Origin of the sequence: Streptomyces sp. NPDC005181, from assembly GCF_040608395.1 — a bacterium.
Taxonomy (GTDB): domain Bacteria; phylum Actinomycetota; class Actinomycetes; order Streptomycetales; family Streptomycetaceae; genus Streptomyces.
Genome location: NZ_JBEXID010000030.1, coordinates 11,990 through 28,293, shown reverse-complemented (window position 1 = coordinate 28,293; position 16,304 = coordinate 11,990). Strand labels below are relative to the sequence as shown.

Below are 16,304 nucleotides of genomic sequence, written 5' to 3'. Positions count from 1 at the left end.
CAGGGTCCGGACAGGGCCCGTAGGCCTATCCGGACCCTGAGACGGCCCTGATATGCGCCGATACGTGCCCCGTGGCGGGCACCGGCCCCCGCCCGCGGGGCATGCGGGGCGCGATGTCAGAATAGGCGAGGCTTGTGCTTGAATTCACAAGCCGTCACGACCCTCCCACCGAAGGTGCCCTCGTGGACATCAAGACCGCCACTGCCCTGCACCGGCTGCGCCTCATCTCGATTCCCGAGGCGCTTTCCTTCCCGGCGCTGATCATCTTTGGCTCGATCCTCAGCCGTGTCTCCGACATCGACTTCCTGATGATGCCGCTCGGCATGCTGCACGGCGTCTTCTTCGTGATCTACGCCGTCCTGCTGCTGGACGTCTGGTCCAAGACCAAGTGGCCGTTCAAGCGCGTCGCGTTCTTCTTCCTGCTGGCGCTGCTCCCGTTCGGCGGGCTGTACGGCGACAAGGTGCTGAAGCGCTACGAGACCGACGGCGTCATCGCCGCCCGGGCCCGCCGGGAAGGCGTGGTCAAGGCATGATCGTCGCCTTCTCCGTCAGCCCGCTGGGGGTCGGCGAGGACGTCGGCGAGTACGTCGCCGACGCCGTCCGGGTCGTCCGCGAGTCCGGACTGCCCAACCGTACCGACGCCATGTTCACCTCCATAGAGGGTGAGTGGGACGAGGTCATGGACGTCGTCAAGCGGGCCGTCGCGGCCGTCGAGGCCCGAGCCGGACGCGTCTCCCTCGTACTGAAGGCCGATATCCGGGCCGGTGTCACCGACGGCCTGACCTCCAAGGTCGAGACGGTCGAGCGGTATCTCGCAGACTGACGTCCCCTTTTTTTGCACCACCCGATGAGCCCCCGCGCCGCACGGCGCGGGGGCTCATCGTCATCCGGGGTGTGCCGTGAGCGCGATCCCGAGCGCCGTCCGCTCGTACAGCACCTGATGCCCGTACCGCCGCGACGTCAGCAGCCCCGCCGCCCGCAGCACCGACAGATGCTCCGACACGGAGGACGGCGCGAGGCCCATCCGGTGCGCGAGGGCGCTCGTCGAGGCCGGTTCGTCGAGCCCGCACAGGACGTCGGCCCGCGCCCGCCCGAGCAGCCGCGCGAGCGTCTGCGGAGTGCGGTCCGCGGGTTCCGTCCACAGACTGCCGATCCCGCGCGCCGGGTAGATCACCGCGGGCTGCCAGGGCGGCTCGTACCCGCTGACCACATTCGGCCAGGCGAAGACGCTCGGCATCAGGACCAGACCCTGCCCGCCGAGCACCCGGGAGTGCCGGCCCTTCATTCCGGTCAGCGAGAGCGTCGAGTCCGTCCAGCTCAGCTGAGGGCTCAGCTCGCCGAGCAGCCGGGCGAAGCCGACCTCGGCGAGCCGGCGCGAGTGGTACGCGATATCGGCCTCCAGCAGCGCGCGCAGCCGCGGCCAGTCCGGCTCGACCAGCACCTGCCAGGCCTGCTCCATCAATGCGGTCAGCTCACGCAGCGTCCGCCGGGGATCGGCGAGCATCGCCTGTCCGGCGGGGGAGTCCAGCGCCCCCGGCTGGTCGGCGAGCGTCAGCGCCAGATCCTCATGGATGAGCAACGGATCGATGGCGCGTACACCGGCGATCTCCTCCTCGAACGAGGCATAGGGCCCGATCGGGGGTGGGCAGAGGAAGTCCGGGTTGTGCCCGCTCTCCGGCATCAGCAGCCACAGCGGTCCGAGGTCGAGACCTGCGGCGGCGCTCCGGACGCGCCTCAGCCAGGGCTGGTGGTAGACGTGCTGCCCGGGGCGCAGAAGGGTGCGCACCGCGGCCTGCGTCTCCCAGAGCGGGGAGAGGGCGAACCGGCAGCGGAGCAGATCGCTCCCTTCGAAATGCAAATGGAACGGCATCGGCGGCCCCCGCGAAGATTCGGCGTCAGCCGAAAGTCTACGGAGCGGGGGCCCCGGTCCTCCAAGCTGCGGCCATGCCGAGCCACAGCCCCACCCCGGCGGGCGGCCCCCGCGACGCGGCGGACACCACGGCCGGTCCGGCGGGCCCTTCGCCCCACGACCCGTCAGCCGGGCCCCGCGCCGCGCACGCCCGTCCGGCCGGGCCGGTGCCGACCTCGGCTCCGCCCCCGGAGCGCGCCGACCCCATTGACCCGAACCCGTCGCCCGCGCTCCGGGTCGCGGCTCCCGCTGCGGACACACCGTCGGACGGCCCCGCCCCCGGCGGGCCCCGCGGCTACCGCGCCGTCTTCGCCGTGCGGGAGTTCCGGGCCGTCTTCGCCGCGCATCTGCTCTCCCTTCTCGGCGTCGTCGTCAGCGAGCTCGCACTTACCGTCCTCGTCTACGACCTCACGGGCTCACCGCTGCTCAGCGCCCTCACCTTCGCGCTCGGCTTCCTCCCGTACCTCGTCGGCGGCACCCTCTTCGCCGGCGTCGCCGACCGCTACCCGGCCCGCCGGGTCCTCGTCACCTGCGATCTGATCTGCGCGGGCTGCGTCGCCGTCATGGTGCTGCCCGGCACCCCTGTCGGCGGCCTCCTCGCGCTGCGCTGTCTCGTAGCCTCCGTATCGCCCGTCTTCACCGGGACGCGGATGGCCGCGCTCACCGACATCCTCGGCGAGGGCGACCTCTACGTACTGGGCCGCTCGCTGCTGCGGATCGTCTCGCAGAGCGCGCTGCTGACCGGTTTCGGTGTCGGCGGCGTGCTGCTCGCCGCGTTGTCCGCGCGCGGGGCGATCACCATCACCGTCGGTACGTTCCTCTGCTCGGCGGTCCTGCTCCGCTTCGGCACGCGTGACCGGCCCGCCAGGACCGGCGGCGACCGCGGCGCCACCCTGCTCAAGGAGTCGCTCGCCGGCGCCCGCATCGTTCTGGCCGACCGGAGGATCCGTGCGCTGATGCTGCTCTTCTGGGTGCCCGCGCTGTTCGTCGTCGCACCGGAGGCGCTCGCCGCCCCGTACGCGGACGAGATCGGCCTCGGCCCGGCCGCCCTCGGCCTGCTGATGTGCGCGATGCCGGTCGGCCACATCGCCGCCGAGCTGTACGCGGGAGCCGTGCTGACCCCCCGCATGCGCTCCCGGATCGTGCTGCCGGTCGCCGCCGCCGGGCTGCTGCCGCTCGCCCTGTACGGGTTCCGCCCCGGTCTGCCGCTGACGCTTGCGGCACTCGCGCTGGCCGGGGTGGGGGCGGCGTACATCATCGGCCTCGACCAGTGGTTCGTCGACGCCCTCCCGGAAGAACTCCGCGGCCGGGCCATGACCCTGCTCACCGCCGGGCTCATGACGGTCCAGGGCATCGGCATGGCGCTGGCCGGGCTGGCCGCCGAATTCGTCCCCGTGCATCTGGTGGTCGCGGGGGCCGGGGCGATCGGTACGGTGTGCACGCTCCTGCTGGTCCGCGAGGTCGGGGCGACAGCGCCCGCAGGCGGTCCTCTGACCGAAGTGCGAGACGGGGCTGACCAGCATGTGACCAGTGGGTAAGGTCGGTGCCGTGCCGAAGCCGCTCAGTCTCCCGTTCGATCCCATCGCCCGCGCCGACGAACTCTGGCAGCAGCGCTGGGGCCCGGTCCCCGCGATGGGGGCGATCACCTCGATCATGCGTGCGCAGCAGATCCTGCTTGCCGAGGTCGACGCGGTCGTCAAACCGTACGGGCTGACCTTCGCGCGGTACGAGGCGCTGGTGCTGCTCACCTTCTCCAAGGCGGGCGAGCTGCCGATGTCCAAGATCGGCGAGCGGCTGATGGTCCACCCCACCTCCGTCACGAACACCGTGGACCGGCTGGTCAGGTCCGGCCTGGTCGACAAGCGGCCCAACCCGAACGACGGCCGCGGCACGCTCGCGTCCATCACCGAGAAGGGCCGCGTGGTGGTCGAGGCGGCCACCCGGGACCTCGTGGACATGGAATTCGGACTCGGGGTGTACGACGCCGAGGAGTGCGCGGAGATCTTCGCCATGCTGCGTCCGCTGCGGGTCGCGGCCCACGACTTCGAAGAGAGCTAGACCGGCGCGTCCGACCCCCGGCCCGCTTCAAGATCGCCCCGGTTGCCCGGTTACGCTCGTTGCCATGAAACGCAGTGTGCTGACCCGGTACCGGGTGATGGCCTACGTCACCGCCGTCATGTTGCTGGTGCTCTGCACCTGCATGGTCTTCAAGTACGGCTTCGACACCGGTGAGGGCCTGACGCTCGTCGTCTCCCAGATCCACGGTGCGCTGTACATCATCTACCTCATCTTCGCCTTCGATCTGGGTTCCAAGGCGAAGTGGCCGATGGGCAAGCTCCTCTGGGTGCTGATCTCCGGCACGATCCCGACCGCCGCGTTCTTCGTCGAGCGCAAGGTCGTCCAGGAGGTCGAGCCGCTGATCGCGGACGGCTCCCCGGTGACCGCCAAGGTCTGACCCGGCCCCACCCGAACCGCCCTGCGCAAAGCGCGGGGCGGTTTGTCATCGACATTTACTAGGACGTCCTAGTAAATTGGATTCCATGGACGCTGACGCGATCGAGGAAGGCCGCCGACGCTGGCAGGCCCGTTACGACAAGGCCCGCAAGCGTGACGCGGACTTCACCACGCTCTCCGGGGACCCGGTCGAGCCCGCTTACGGGCCCCGCCCCGGGGACACCTACGAGGGGTTCGAGCGGATCGGCTGGCCGGGCGAGTACCCGTTCACCCGGGGCCTCTATCCGACCGGCTACCGCGGCCGCACCTGGACCATCCGCCAGTTCGCCGGCTTCGGCAACGCCGAGCAGACCAACGAGCGGTACAAGATGATCCTTGCCGCGGGCGGCGGCGGGCTCAGCGTCGCCTTCGACATGCCGACGCTGATGGGCCGCGACTCCGACGAGCCGCGCTCGCTCGGCGAGGTCGGGCACTGCGGTGTCGCCATCGACTCCGCCGCCGACATGGAGGTCCTCTTCAAGGACATCCCGCTCGGCGACGTCACGACGTCCATGACGATCAGCGGCCCCGCCGTCCCTGTCTTCTGCATGTACCTGGTCGCCGCCGAGCGCCAGGGCGTCGACCCGGGTGTGCTCAACGGCACGCTCCAGACCGACATCTTCAAGGAGTACATCGCGCAGAAGGAGTGGCTCTTCCAGCCCGAGCCCCATCTGCGTCTGATCGGCGACCTGATGGAGCACTGCGCCGCCGCCATCCCCGCGTACAAGCCGCTCTCGGTCTCCGGCTACCACATCCGCGAGGCCGGGGCGACGGCCGCGCAGGAGCTCGCGTACACGCTCGCCGACGGCTTCGGTTACGTGGAGCTCGGCCTCTCCCGCGGGCTCGACGTCGACACCTTCGCCCCCGGGCTCTCCTTCTTCTTCGACGCGCACCTCGACTTCTTCGAGGAGATCGCCAAGTTCCGCGCCGCCCGCCGGATCTGGGCCCGCTGGATGAAGGAGGTGTACGGGGCGAAGACCGACAAGGCGCAGTGGCTCCGCTTCCACACCCAGACCGCCGGGGTCTCCCTCACCGCCCAGCAGCCGTACAACAACGTCGTACGAACGGCGGTCGAGGCCCTGTCCGCCGTCCTCGGCGGCACCAACTCGCTGCACACCAACGCCCTCGACGAGACCCTCGCGCTCCCCTCCGAGCAGGCCGCCGAGATCGCGCTGCGCACCCAGCAGGTGCTGATGGAGGAGACCGGCGTCGCCAATGTGGCGGACCCGCTCGGTGGTTCCTGGTACGTCGAGCAGCTCACCGACCGGATCGAGGCCGACGCCGAGAAGATCTTCGACCAGATCAGGGAGCGCGGCACCAGGGCGCATCCGGACGGGCAGCACCCCATCGGGCCGATGACCTCCGGCATCCTGCGCGGGATCGAGGACGGCTGGTTCACCGGCGAGATCGCCGAGTCCGCCTTCCAGTACCAGCAGTCGCTGGAGAAGGGCGACAAGCGGGTCGTGGGCGTCAATGTCCACCACGGCTCGGTCACCGGCGACCTGGAGATCCTGCGGGTCAGCCACGAGGTCGAGCGCGAGCAGGTCCGCGAGCTCGTCGGCCGCAAGGCCGCCCGTGACGACGCCCGCGTCCGCGCCTCGCTGGACGCGATGCTGGCCGCCGCCCGCGACGGCTCGAACATGATCGGACCGATGCTCGACGCGGTACGGGCCGAGGCGACGCTCGGTGAGATCTGCGGGGTCCTGCGGGACGAGTGGGGCACCTACACCGAGCCGCCCGGCTTCTGAGGGCCGCACGGCCGACGGCCCCGCGTTACGTGGCGGCCGCCGCGCCCAGCCCCGCGAGCAGCAGAACGGTGAAGCGCCGGGCCCAGTCCTCGTCGACGGGCTCGGCGCTCACCAGCGTCCGGTGCACGACCGCACCGGCGATCACATCGAAGATCAGGTCGGCCGTCCTGGCCGCCGTTGCCTCGTCCGCCTCGACGGGCAACTCACCGCGCTGCTGCGCCCGTTGCCGTCCCAGCAGCACAAGACGCTTCTGCCGGTCCACGATCGAGTCGCGGATCCGGGCCCGCAGCGCCTCGTCGCGGGTCGACTCGGCGACCACGGCCATCAGCGCGGTCCTGGTCTCCGGGCGCTCCAGCAGTGCGGCGAACTGCAGCACCACGCCCTGCACATCGGCCGACAGGCTGCCCAGATCCGGCAGTTCCAGCTCGTCGAAGAGGACCGCGACGGCGTCGACGACCAGTTCGTTCTTCCCGGCCCAGCGGCGGTAGAGGGTCGTCTTGGCCACCCCGGCCCGCGTGGCCACATCACCCATCGTCAGCTTCGACCAGCCGAGGTCGACCAGCGAGGCCCGGCAGGCCTCCAGGATCGCTTCATCGGCCGCGGCGCTGCGCGGTCGACCCGTTCGGGCGGATTTGGGGTGGCCGTGGCTCAGCATCCCGTGACCATACCCGCCAGTAAGGAGAACCGGCCGGTCCCGTTCGTCGTGAGACAGATCACCGAACACTCTTGTGCATGAGGGGTGCGGGACAGTTACGCTACGGGTCGTAGCGTAAGGACGGCGGCCGCGCCGTTGCCTGCGCCACGAGCGAACGACAGCCACATGCGCCGGGTGGGGACCCGGCAAGGAAAAGGGGCCCTTCAGGGGCCCTCGGGCCGTGGATGTCCGTGCGCCCCGCACGCCGGCGGGGGCCACGGACGGATGCGGTTCCCGGATCGCTTTCCACAACGGCGTGCCGAGGGGGGAGGATGTACGTATGCAGCCTAGGAACATGTCCATGAGCGGCGTCGTCGACCTCGCCGCGGTGAAGGCGGCCGGCGAGGCCAAGGTGAAGGCGGAGCAGGCCCGTGCCGAGACCGCCCGGCAGGGTGGCGGCGGTGCCGTGCCCCCGTCCGCCCTGGTGATCGATGTCGATGAGGCAGGCTTCGAGCGCGACGTTCTCCAGCGCTCCGCCGAGGTCCCCGTCGTCATCGACTTCTGGGCCGAGTGGTGCGAGCCGTGCAAGCAGCTGGGGCCGCTCCTGGAGCGCCTTGCCCAGGAGTACAACGGCCGCTTCGTGCTGGCCAAGGTCGATGTCGACGCCAACCAGATGCTGATGCAGCAGTTCGGTATCCAGGGCATCCCGGCGGTCTTCGCCGTCGTCGCCGGGCAGGCCCTCCCGCTCTTCCAGGGTGCGGCCCCGGAAGCCCAGATCCGGGAGACCCTGGACCAGCTGATCCAGGTCGGCGAGGAGCGGTTCGGTCTCACCGGGATCGCGGTCGAGGAGGCCGCGGCCGGTCCGGAGGGAGCCGATCAGGGCCCGGCGGAGGTGCCCGCCGGTCCGTACGACGCGCTGCTCGAAGCGGCCGTCCGGGCGCTGGACGCCAACGACTTCTCCGGCGCCGTCCAGGCGTACAAGAACGTGCTCTCCGACGACCCGGCCAACACCGAGGCCAAGCTGGGTCTCGCCCAGGCCGAACTGCTCTCCCGGGTGCAGGACATGGACCCGCAGCGGGTCCGCAACGACGCCGCCGAGAAGCCCGGCGATGTGGCGGCGCAGATCGCCGCCGCCGATCTGGATCTGGTCGGCGGCCATGTCGAGGACGCCTTCGGGCGGCTCGTCGAGACCGTGCGCCGTAATTTCGGTGACGAGCGGGACGCGGCGCGGCTGCGCCTCCTTGAGCTGTTCGAGGTGATCGGCCCGGAGGACCCGAGGGTCGTCGCCGCACGCACGGCACTGGCCCGGGTCCTGTTCTGACGGGTCTTGTTCCGATGTGACAACGCGGCCGTGGTGCCCCGCGGCACCACGGCCGTTTTCGCGCCCTGGCGATAAGAGTCGGCCTTGCTTTACCAAATCTTGATAAAAGCTCGAACTGTTACTCGCAGTAAATCGCACGTAGCGATCTGTCCGCTTACGGACCCCATTTGACCCTTTTCTTCCTGGGCCTTGCACCACCCTGTGTGGCCGGTTGACGCCACCCGGTTGTGCATCGGTTATCGGGCCGTTACTAGCGAGTAACGATGCCCCTTGTGTCGCGGGCGCGAATGCACCACGATCAGCCACGCTCGGTCCAATGACGCCAGCCCGACCGCCAGTCGGCGCGGCGGCCGAATTGGGTCCCCACCGAGTGGGTCGGCGGCAGTGGCGCCGACCGCGGACAGGGGGGTTCCTGCTGACCGGCAGGGCCTGTCCGAACAGGTTGCGCGAACGCGTGGCCAGTGGTTGTCGCTCGGGGGTGATCGCCAGTGATTCGGACGCGGCTGACGCCTCCGGTTCCGGCGCTCTCCTTTCCGAGGACGTAGCACTTCTCCCATCCCAGGACGGGCCCAGGCCCGGACCGGAGATGTACGTCCGAGAAGGAGGAAAGTCATGGAGTCCCAAGTTCGTGGCGGGACCAGATGGAAGCGGTTCGCTCTCGTCATGGTGCCGAGCGTGGCCCTGACGGCTGCTGTCGGTGTATCCCTTGCACAGGGTGCGCTGGCCGCGTCGTTCAGCGTCTCCGGCCAGTCGTTCAAGGTGACGGCAGAGCACCTGGACGGCAAGGGCTTCTCGCAGTACGGCGGCATAGACGCCGGCTACGCGGAGCTCAAGGGTGACAAGAAGACCCTGCACCCCGTCGCGATTTCGTCGTTCAAGTCGGCCGACATCACTGGCATGTGCCAGTCCGTCGTCACACCCGACATCCCGGTCCTCGGGTCCGTCAGCCTCCAGCTGAAGGCCGGCGGCGGCGGTACCCCGGTTCACGCCGAGAACCTGTACCTCGACGTTGCGGATCTGGACGCCGACGCCACGTTCACCAACATCGACATCGGTGTTGCGGCGAAGGACGCCTCCAAGGGTCCGAAGATCAAGGACGGCGAGAACGTCTTCGAGAACGGCTTCGCCCAGCAGGCGGACCGCGCGGTTCTCGACAACGTGAAGCAGAAGGCGTGGGCGACCACCGCCGGCACCTTCAAGCTCAGCGGCCTGAGCATGCGCCTCTACAACGGCGTCAAGGAGTGCTACTAAGCACTCCGCCCGGGTGGGCGGGGAAGCGTGAAGCTGCCCCGCCCACCCGTCTCCCACTCTTTTTTCACAGCAATACCGGTTCCAGGGAGCTGTTTTCCATGAGCGCCGAGACCACAGGTTCCCGCGACTTCGCCTACTGGCGGCTGCGGTTCCGTGCCTGGCGGCACACCCGGCCGTTCTGGGCCGGCCTGCTCACCGCACTCGGGGGGGCGCCGATCGCGTACTTCCCGTACGCCAATCTGAAGCTCGGCCACCTCACGCTGGCCATGGCGACCACCGCGGGTGCGGGCTCACTGATCATCGGTGTACTGCTGGTCACGCTTGGTCTGACCATGTGGTACCACCAAATTGTCCGGGTGTTCGCCGGTGTCGCCGCGATCCTGCTGGCACTGGTCTCCATTCCGGTGTCCAACCTCGGCGGTTTCGTGGTCGGGTTCCTGCTCGCCATGATCGGCGGCTGCCTCGCCCTGTCCTGGGCCCCGGGCACGCCCGCAGGCGAGCAGCCGGCCAAGCACGCGGCCGGACACTCCCCGAAGGGCCCGGAGGCTCCTGAGGGTTCCGCGCCGGACGGCCGGGAACCTCAGCTCGGCTCCGGACCGACGTACAGCCCGGGTCCCGCTCCGTGGAGCGACGACAGCACGAACGGCAAAGTTGAAGCCAACGGCGGGAGGAACAGTGCGGGGTGACGAGACGCAGCTGAACTCGACCGGAGGCGAGGATTTCCGGGTCAGAAGCGGGCCGCGTCACGCGGCCCCCAGGAAGTCGCTGCTGACGAAGCTGCACATACCCGCGGGCAAGGCCTTCGCTCTCGCCGCGATGCCGACGGCGGTCTTTGTCGGGATGGGGCTCACCCCCAAGCTTGCGCTGGCCGACGACGCGACGGACATCCCCTTCGCGGCGGGCCCCTGTGTGACCCGTTCCGATGAGCCGAGCGAGTCTCCGGAGCCGTCGGCCTCGGCGACGAAGACCCCTTCGCCGTCCGCCAGTGAGACCACCGGCGACAGCGGCAGCGGTTCGGACCAGGGCGACGGAGCGACCCCGAAGCCTTCGGCGACCTCGTCGTCGAGCGGCACGGCAAGTGGCTCCGGCGACGCGTCCGCCGCGACGCCGAGCACCTCTCCGTCGCCCACGGCGACGAAGAGCCCGCTGGACCCGCTGGGCGTCGGCGACGTGCTCACCGGACTCCTCGGCGGATCGGACCAGGAGACGGCGAGCCCGTCCCCGAGCGCCACCACCGCGTCCCCGAAGCCGTCCGGCACCACGACCGGGTCGACCGGGAACCCCGTCGACAAGGTCACGGACGCCGCGAAGGACACCGCCGACAAGACCGCAGACGCCATTCGTGACGCGGCGGGCAAGGCGGGCACGAAGGTCGAGGAGCTCGACGAGGAGGTCAAGGGCCTCGACCCCAAGAAGGACGAGGACATCCCGGACGGCGCCAAGGAGCGCTTCCCGTGCCCCACCGCCGACCCCGAGGCGCTGGCCGCGGCCGACCTGGAGCAGGGCATCCCCCGGCTGCCGAACCAGCCGTGGATCCTGGAGAGTTCGCTGCTCACCCTGAACGGGCTCGACTACAAGGGCATCGTCGAGGTGGAGAAGGGCGACGGCACCACCAAGAAGGTGCTCAAGTTCACCGCCTCGTCCGTGGACATCAAGGACCTGCACCAGCTGACGGAGGGGCCGAACGGCAGCACCGGCCATGTCCAGGCGCGGAAGGGCTCCACGTCCACCATCCGCAACGGCACGGTGACGATGTACACGGAGGAGCTGAAGGGCAACCTCTTCGGCCTCATCCCGATCACGTTCAGCCCCCAGACCCCGCCGCCGGTGAACGTACCGTTCGCGTTCTTCACCAACGTGAAGGTCACCCAGGCCGGCCAGTTCGGCGGCACGCTCACGGTGCCCGGGCTGCACAACTACTTCACCGGCGCCAACAGCTAGCGCCCGTGGATCCAGGACCCGTTCGGGAGCCGCACAGGACTGTGGCCCGCACCCCCGTCGCAGGGGGTGCGGGCCACAGTCGTACGCCGGTGCGGGCGGTACGCGTCAGTCGCGGGCTCCGCCGCCCACGTGGTGCACCCGGACCATGTTGGTGGTGCCGGGGACGCCGGGGGGCGAACCGGCCGTGATGACCATCGTGTCGCCGGCGTTGTAGCGGTCCAGCTTCAGCAGTTCCGCGTCGACCAGGTCCACCATGGCGTCGGTGTTGTCCACGTGCGGCACGACATAGGCCTCGACACCCCAGCTCAGCGCGAGCTGGTTACGGGTGGACTCGTCGGTGGTGAAGGCCAGGATCGGCTGCACGGCGCGGTAGCGGGACAGCCGGCGGGCCGTGTCACCGGACTTGGTGAAGGCGACCAGCGCCTTGCCGTTCAGGAAGTCCGCGATCTCGCAGGCCGCGCGGGCCACCGAACCGCCCTGGGTACGGGGCTTCTTGCCCGGCACCAGCGGCTGCAGGCCCTTGGAGAGCAGCTCCTCCTCGGCGGCGACGACGATCTTCGACATCGTCTTGACCGTCTCGATCGGGTACGCGCCGACGCTGGATTCGGCGGACAGCATGACCGCGTCCGCTCCGTCCAGGATCGCGTTGGCGACGTCGGACGCCTCGGCGCGGGTCGGCCGCGAGTTGGTGATCATCGACTCCATCATCTGGGTCGCCACGATCACCGGCTTGGCGTTCCGCCGGCAGAGCTCCACCAGGCGCTTCTGCACCATCGGGACCTTCTCCAGGGGGTATTCGACGGCCAGGTCACCACGGGCGACCATGACACCGTCGAACGCCATGATGACGCCCTCCATGTGCTCGACGGCCTGCGGCTTCTCCACCTTGGCGATGACGGGGACCCGGCGGCCCTCCTCGTCCATCACCTTGTGGACGTCCTTGACGTCGTTGGCGTCCCGTACGAACGAGAGCGCGACCAGGTCGCAGCCCATCCGCAGGGCGAACCGGAGGTCCTCCACGTCCTTCTCGGACAGGGCCGGGACGTTCACCGCGGCACCGGGCAGGTTGATGCCCTTGTGGTCGGAGATGACCCCGCCCTCGATGACGATGCTTCTGACCCGGGGACCCTCGACCGCGACGACCTTCAGCTCGACGTTGCCGTCGTTGATCAGGATCGGGTCGCCCTTGGTGACGTCGCTCGGCAGACCCTTGTAGGTCGTACCGCAGATCGACTTGTCACCGGGGACGTCCTCGGTGGTGATGGTGAACTCGTCCCCGCGGACCAGTTCGACGGGGCCCTCGGCGAACTTCGCCAGGCGGATCTTCGGGCCCTGGAGGTCGGCGAGCACGCCCACCGCCCGGCCCGTCTCGGCGGCCGCCTTGCGGACGCGGTCGTAACGGCCCTGGTGTTCCTCGTGGGAGCCGTGGCTGAAGTTGAAACGGGCCACGCTCATGCCGGCCTCGATCAGAGCGACGAGCTGCTCATGGGAGTCGACGGCGGGACCGAGGGTGCAGACGATTTTGGAACGGCGCATGAGGCGGATCCTATCGGTTTGTTTCGCTGCGGAATATTCCGTCTGGTGGAAGATACAAAGGGGCGCGGGGGTGCTCAGTTGTCGGCCTGTCCGACCGGCACTGCCTGTCCGGCCGATTCGGCCTGTCCGACCAGTGCGAAGGTCTGGTCGGCGATCTCCAGCTCCTCGTCCGTCGGCACCACGGCGACCGCGACCCGCGCGTAGTCGGGCGAGATCAGCCTGGGTCCGCCGGACCGAACGGCGTTGAGACCGGCGTCCACCACCAGGCCGAACTCCTCCAGACCGGCGATCGCAGCCTCCCGTACCGGCGCCGAGTTCTCCCCGACCCCCGCCGTGAACACCACGGCATCCACCCGCCCGAGGACCGCCGAATAGGCGCCGATGTACTTCTTCAGCCGGTGCACGTAGATGTCGAACGCCAGCGCCGCCCGCTCGTCGCCCCCGTCGATCCGGCGCCGGATCTCCCGCATGTCGTTGTCCCCGCAGAGCCCGACCAGGCCGCTCTTCTTGTTCAGCAGGACGTCGATCTCGTCGGTGGACATCCCTGCCACCCGCTTCAGATGGAAGGTGACCGCCGGGTCGATGTCCCCGGACCGCGTCCCCATCACCAGCCCCTCCAGCGGGGTCAGTCCCATCGACGTCTCCACGCACCGGCCGGCGGCCACCGCCGAGGCCGAGGCGCCGTTGCCCAGGTGCAGCACGATGACATTGACCTCCTCGGGGGTACGTCCCAGCAGCTCGGCGGCCTTGCGGGAGACATACGCGTGCGAAGTGCCGTGGAAGCCGTAGCGGCGGATCCGGTGCGCGTCGGCGGTCTCCACGTCGATCGCGTACCGCGCCGCGTACTCCGGCATCGTCGTGTGGAACGCGGTGTCGAAGACGGCGACCTGTGGCAGATCGGGGCGCAGCGCCTGCGCGGTACGGATGCCGGTGATGTTCGCCGGGTTGTGCAGCGGCGCCACCGGGACGAGCCGCTCGATCTCCTGGAGCACCTCGTCGGTGATGACGGTGGGCTCGGTGAACCGCAGTCCGCCGTGCACCACCCGGTGGCCGATCGCCGCCAGCTCGGGGGAGTCCAGGCCCAGCCCGTCGGCGGCCAGTTCCTCGGCCGCCGCCTTCAGGGCCGCCGCGTGGTCGGCGATCCTGCCGGTGCGCTCGCGGGTCTCGGCGCCGCCGCCGGTCAGCGGGGTGTGCAGCAGACGGGACGTCTCCTCGCCGATCCGCTCGACCAGACCGATCGCGAGCCGGGAGCGGTCGTTCATGTCCAGGAGCTGGTACTTCACCGACGAGGAGCCGGAGTTGAGAACGAGTACGCGACGGGCCTGCACAGCGGCGGAACCTTCCTTCGTGAGGGTGGTGGTCATGCGGTTCACTCCTGGGCCTGCGCCTGGATCGCCGTAATGGCCACGGTGTTGACGATGTCCTGGACCAGCGCACCGCGCGACAGGTCGTTGACGGGCTTGCGCAGCCCCTGGAGCACCGGCCCCACCGCCACGGCGCCCGCCGAGCGCTGCACGGCCTTGTACGTGTTGTTGCCGGTGTTCAGGTCCGGGAAGATCAGCACGGTCGCCTGCCCCGCCACCTCCGAACCGGGCAGCTTGGTCGCGGCCACGCTCGGCTCGACCGCCGCGTCGTACTGGATCGGGCCATCGATCATGAGGTCCGGCCGGCTCTCGCGCACCCGGTCCGTCGCCTGGCGCACCTTGTCGACGTCGGCCCCCGTGCCCGAGGTGCCCGTCGAGTACGAGAGCATCGCGATCCGCGGCTCCACACCGAAGCGGGCGGCCGTGGCGGCGGACTGGACGGCGATGTCCGCGAGCTGCTCCGCGTCCGGGTCCGGGTTGACCGCGCAGTCGCCGTACACCAGGACCTTGTCGGCGAGGCACATGAAGAAGACGGACGACACGATCGATGCGTCCGCCCGGGTCTTGATGATCTCGAAGGCGGGGCGGATCGTCGCCGCGGTGGAGTGCACGGCCCCGGAGACCATCCCGTCGGCCAGTCCCTCCTGGACCATCAGGGTGCCGAAGTAGTTCACGTCCGAGACGACGTCGTACGCCAGCTCCACCGTGACCCCGCGGTGCGCGCGCAGCTGTGCGTACCGCTCCGCGAACACCTGGCGCAGCTCGGAGGTCTGCGGGTCGATCAGCTGGGTGTCGGCGAGATCGATGCCGAGGTCGGCTGCCTTCTTGCGGATGACGTCCAGGTCGCCGAGGAGGGTGAGATCGCAGACATCGCGGCGCAGCAGCACGTCGGCGGCGCGCAGCACCCGCTCCTCCGCGCCCTCCGGCAGCACCACCCGGCGCCGGTCCGCGCGGGCCTGCTCCAGCAGTTCGTGCTCGAACATCATCGGCGTGACGCGGCCGCTGCGGGCCACCGAGATCCGGTCCAGCAGGGCGGCGGTGTCCACATGACGCTCGAAGAGGCCGAGCGCGGTCTCCGCCTTGCGGGGCGTCGCCGCGTTCAACTTGCCCTCCAACGTGAAGAGCTCGCCCGCTGTGGGGAAGGAGCCGCCGGCCACCGACACGACCGGGGTGCCCGGTGCGAGCCGTGCGGCCAGCTTGAGTATCTCCTCGCCGGGGCGCTCGTCCAGTGTCAGCAGCAGACCCGCGATGGGCGGGGTTCCGGCGCTGTGCGCGGCGAGTGAGCCGACCACCAGATCCGCCCGGTCCCCGGGCGTGACCACCAGGCAGCCGGGCGTCAGCGCGTTCAGCAGATTCGGCAGCATCGCACCGCCGAAGACGAAGTCCAGTGCGTCCCTGGCCAGCCCCGAGTCGTCGCCCAGCAGCACGGTGCCGCCGAGCGCCGCGGTGATCTGGGCGACGGTCGGCGCGGAGAGCGCAGCGTCGTCCGGCAGGACCGAACACGGCACGGGCAGCCGCGCCGTCAGCCGCTCGGCGATGATCTCGCGGTCCTCGGCCGCCACCCGGTTCACCACCATCGCGAGGACGTCGCAGCCCAGACCGGCGTACGCCCGGTAGGCATTGCGCGTCTCGGCCCGCACGGACTCCGCGTCCTGCCCCTTCCCTCCGACCACCGCGATCACCGAGGCACCGAACTCATTGGCCAGCCGGGCATTGAGCGCCAGCTCGTCGGGGAGCTGGGTGGCCGCGAAGTCGGTGCCGAGGACCAGTACCACCTCGTACGCCCGGGCCACCTGATGGAAGCGGTCGACGAGCCGCGAGACCAGTTCGTCGGTACCCTTCTCCGCCTGCAGCGCGGACGCCTCCGCATAGTCCAGGCCGTAGACCGACGACGGGTCCTGGGTGAGCCGGTAGCGGGCCCGCAGCAGCTCGAACAGCCGGTCGGGACCGTCGTGGACCAGCGGCCGGAACACCCCGACCCGGTCCACCTGACGCGTCAGGAGCTCCATGACCCCCAGATCGACGACCTGGCGGCCGTCTCCCCGGTCGATCCCCGTCACGTACACGCTGCGCGTCACGCGTGCTCTCCCGTCGTCCTGGCTGTTTG

General features: G+C 69.9%; 15 protein-coding genes. 10 read left to right on the top strand and 5 right to left on the bottom strand.

Annotated elements, in window-relative coordinates; translation table 11 throughout:
* The first annotated feature begins 182 nt into the window (after positions 1 to 182).
* Both ABZV38_RS20340 and ABZV38_RS20335 read left to right on the top strand, forming a co-directional pair.
* Entirely contained in the window at positions 183 to 533 is a 351-nt protein-coding gene (locus ABZV38_RS20340; RefSeq protein ID WP_356328837.1) for a DUF3817 domain-containing protein, read from the top strand.
* Positions 530 to 823, top strand: a complete 294-nt coding sequence (locus ABZV38_RS20335; RefSeq protein ID WP_356328835.1) for an MTH1187 family thiamine-binding protein — start codon at positions 530 to 532, stop codon at positions 821 to 823. Before ABZV38_RS20340 ends, ABZV38_RS20335 begins: the two co-directional genes overlap by 4 nt.
* Before the next feature lie 60 nt (positions 824 to 883).
* On the opposite strand, the gene ABZV38_RS20330 is transcribed toward ABZV38_RS20335, so the two are convergent.
* Positions 884 to 1,870, bottom strand: coding sequence for a DUF5937 family protein (locus ABZV38_RS20330; protein ID WP_356328834.1), 987 nt, complete (start codon positions 1,868 to 1,870; stop codon positions 884 to 886).
* Between the two features lie 74 nt (positions 1,871 to 1,944).
* Between ABZV38_RS20330 and ABZV38_RS20325 the strand changes: the two genes are divergently transcribed.
* From ABZV38_RS20325 to ABZV38_RS20310, 4 genes are all read left to right on the top strand, one after another.
* Positions 1,945 to 3,447 carry an MFS transporter gene (locus ABZV38_RS20325; RefSeq protein WP_356328832.1) on the top strand — a complete coding sequence of 501 codons (1,503 nt, stop codon included), beginning with the start codon at positions 1,945 to 1,947 and terminating at the stop codon, positions 3,445 to 3,447.
* Positions 3,448 to 3,457: 10 nt separating this feature from the next.
* Positions 3,458 to 3,967, top strand: a complete 510-nt coding sequence (locus tag ABZV38_RS20320) for a MarR family transcriptional regulator (protein ID WP_356328830.1) — start codon at positions 3,458 to 3,460, stop codon at positions 3,965 to 3,967.
* Positions 3,968 to 4,031: 64 nt separating this feature from the next.
* The gene (locus ABZV38_RS20315; protein WP_356328828.1) at positions 4,032 to 4,364 is read left to right on the top strand and encodes a DUF3817 domain-containing protein; all 333 of its coding nucleotides are present in this window, start codon (positions 4,032 to 4,034) and stop codon (positions 4,362 to 4,364) included.
* Between the two features lie 85 nt (positions 4,365 to 4,449).
* Complete coding sequence (locus tag ABZV38_RS20310; RefSeq protein ID WP_356328826.1) at positions 4,450 to 6,150, top strand: methylmalonyl-CoA mutase family protein; 1,701 nt, start codon at positions 4,450 to 4,452, stop codon at positions 6,148 to 6,150.
* Between the two features lie 25 nt (positions 6,151 to 6,175).
* Here the strand turns inward: ABZV38_RS20310 and ABZV38_RS20305 are convergent, their stop codons facing one another.
* On the bottom strand, positions 6,176 to 6,805 hold the full coding sequence (locus tag ABZV38_RS20305) for a TetR/AcrR family transcriptional regulator (protein WP_356328823.1): 630 nt from the start codon (positions 6,803 to 6,805) through the stop codon (positions 6,176 to 6,178).
* A 319-nt stretch (positions 6,806 to 7,124) separates the two neighbouring features.
* On the opposite strand from ABZV38_RS20305, the gene ABZV38_RS20300 reads away from it, so the two are divergent.
* The 4 genes from ABZV38_RS20300 (at position 7,125) to ABZV38_RS20285 (ending at position 11,297) form a co-directional block, all read left to right on the top strand.
* Positions 7,125 to 8,105, top strand: coding sequence for a tetratricopeptide repeat protein (locus tag ABZV38_RS20300; RefSeq protein ID WP_356328821.1), 981 nt, complete (start codon positions 7,125 to 7,127; stop codon positions 8,103 to 8,105).
* Between the two features lie 612 nt (positions 8,106 to 8,717).
* The gene (locus ABZV38_RS20295) at positions 8,718 to 9,356 is read left to right on the top strand and encodes a DUF6230 family protein (protein WP_356328819.1); all 639 of its coding nucleotides are present in this window, start codon (positions 8,718 to 8,720) and stop codon (positions 9,354 to 9,356) included.
* A 98-nt stretch (positions 9,357 to 9,454) separates the two neighbouring features.
* Positions 9,455 to 10,042, top strand: coding sequence for a DUF6114 domain-containing protein (locus ABZV38_RS20290; RefSeq protein ID WP_356328817.1), 588 nt, complete (start codon positions 9,455 to 9,457; stop codon positions 10,040 to 10,042).
* The gene (locus ABZV38_RS20285) at positions 10,032 to 11,297 is read left to right on the top strand and encodes a hypothetical protein (RefSeq protein WP_356328816.1); all 1,266 of its coding nucleotides are present in this window, start codon (positions 10,032 to 10,034) and stop codon (positions 11,295 to 11,297) included. The genes ABZV38_RS20290 and ABZV38_RS20285 overlap by 11 nt, the downstream gene beginning before the upstream one ends.
* A gap of 105 nt (positions 11,298 to 11,402) precedes the next feature.
* On the opposite strand, the gene pyk is transcribed toward ABZV38_RS20285, so the two are convergent.
* From pyk to pta, 3 genes are all read right to left on the bottom strand, one after another.
* Entirely contained in the window at positions 11,403 to 12,833 is a 1,431-nt protein-coding gene (gene pyk, locus ABZV38_RS20280) for a pyruvate kinase (protein WP_356328814.1), read from the bottom strand.
* A gap of 74 nt (positions 12,834 to 12,907) precedes the next feature.
* Positions 12,908 to 14,197, bottom strand: coding sequence for an acetate kinase (locus ABZV38_RS20275; protein ID WP_356328812.1), 1,290 nt, complete (start codon positions 14,195 to 14,197; stop codon positions 12,908 to 12,910).
* Between the two features lie 5 nt (positions 14,198 to 14,202).
* Entirely contained in the window at positions 14,203 to 16,275 is a 2,073-nt protein-coding gene (gene pta / locus ABZV38_RS20270) for a phosphate acetyltransferase (RefSeq protein ID WP_356328810.1), read from the bottom strand.
* Positions 16,276 to 16,304: the final 29 nt, after the last annotated feature.